Origin of the sequence: Plasticicumulans sp. (assembly GCF_035331805.1) — a bacterium.
In the GTDB taxonomy this organism is placed as follows: domain Bacteria; phylum Pseudomonadota; class Gammaproteobacteria; order Competibacterales; family Competibacteraceae; genus Plasticicumulans.
This window is the reverse complement of record NZ_DAOLKE010000532.1, coordinates 1-1702: the sequence shown is the minus strand read 5'-3', so window position 1 is coordinate 1702 and position 1702 is coordinate 1. Positions and strand designations below refer to the sequence as shown.

The 1702-nt window shown below is 70.2% G+C and carries 1 protein-coding gene and 1 pseudogene; both read left to right on the top strand.

The annotated features are described in order from the left end of the window. Positions 1–275, top strand: a pseudogene (locus PKE44_RS19130) (alpha/beta hydrolase); the annotation flags it as partial. A gap of 627 nt (positions 276–902) precedes the next feature. Further along, positions 903–1702, top strand: an 800-nt coding sequence (gene ppk2, locus PKE44_RS19125) for a polyphosphate kinase 2 (RefSeq protein WP_324554402.1), incomplete at its 3' end; no start/stop codon positions are given.

Here is a 1702-nt window from a genome sequence, read left to right as displayed (position 1 = left end):
GCGAGGCCGGCGTCTGCGGCGACGTGCCGGACTGGCCGCCGGCGCGCGAACTCGGCGTCATCCTCGGCACGCACAATATCGGCCTCGGCCGCTGGATCGCCGAACTGCCGCTTCCGGCCGACGGCGTGGTCGCCGCCGACGAGAACGCCTGCGCCGCCGCCTGCGCCGTGCTGGCGCTGCCGTACTCGCATACCGAGCTGATCTTCCGGGCCGAGGCGGCCCGCCAGGTCGTGGCCTTTCTGCGCGACGGGCGCTTCGCGCCGCCGGCGGGCTGACGGCGCTGGCAGCCGGGCGTGCCGGCCGCCGGGGTGCTGCGTGGCGGGCGGGAATCGTACTGCGCGCCGGGAGCCCCCGCCGTCAGCGCACCACCTCCAGCCGGTAGCGCCCCAGCCCCATGCTGGTCCGGCCTGCTCGCCGATGAGGACCGGCTGCAGAAGGAACTCGACCGGCTGATCCGCGGGCTGGCGGATTGAACCTGGCGCATTGAAGTCGGCTGCGGGCCTGATCCCGGCGCGGGCAGCCGGGCGGCTCGTGGCGGCCGGCGCAGCTTGCGCAGCCGGCGCCGGCGTCGGCAGCACGCTCGCGAAGGCGCCGGAACGCCGGCTCGTCGAGCGGCCCGCCGGGGCGGCGTTTCCTGCAGCGGCGGGCGCGAGCGGAGGAGGGAACGGCAGGCCGTTGCCGCCGGATTCCCGGAGTGCCCGGGACTCATCCCCTGAAAATTCAGCTCCCCTGAAAATTGAGCTTCACCCCTGCGGGTCGCATCTACCTTTGCTGCGGGGGAAAACCCGCCGGCTGTTTGCGTGCGTGGCACGCAGGCCGGTGGGTCGGGGCAGGACGCGCGGGGGCGGGCAGTGCTGCCCGGCCCGGACGGTATCCGCAATCTCGTCGCTCGGGGGGCGATCATGTCGGACAAGAAGAAAGCCGCAAAGAAGACCGCAGCCGCAACCGCTCTGGACGGGGCGGGCGGGAAGCTGGACAAGAAGACCTACGAGCGCGAACTGCGCCGGCTGCACGTCGAACTGGTGAAGCTGCAGCGCTGGGTCGTGCATGCGGGACTCAAGGTCGTCATCGTCTTCGAGGGGCGTGACACGGCCGGCAAGGGCGGCACGATCAAGGCGATCACCGAGCGCGTGAGTCCGCGCGTGTTTCGCGTCGTCGCGCTGCCGGCCCCGAATGATCGCGAGAAATCGCAGATGTACATCCAGCGCTATCTGCCGCACCTGCCGGCGGCCGGCGAAGTCGTGATCTTCGATCGCAGCTGGTACAACCGCGCCGGCGTCGAGCGGGTCATGGGCTTCTGCGAGGAACGGGAGGTCCGGCGCTTTCTCGATGCCGTGCCGGCCGTGGAAAAGGCGATGACCGAATCGGGCATCCTCTTGATCAAGTACTGGCTGGAGGTCAGTTCCGACGAACAGACCCGCCGCCTGCAGGCGCGCATCGATGACGGCCGCAAGACCTGGAAGCTGTCGCCGATGGACCTGAAGTCCTATTCGCGCTGGTTCGACTACTCGCAGGCCCGCGACGACATGTTCAAGTACACGCACAGCGACTGGGCGCCGTGGATCGTCGCCGATTCGAATGACAAGAAGCGTGCGCGCCTGAACATCCTCAGCGACCTGCTGGAGCGGGTGCCGTATCAGGAGCTGCCGCAGGAAGCCGTGGTGCTGCCCGAGCGCCAGCCGGCCGGCAAGTACCGCGAGCC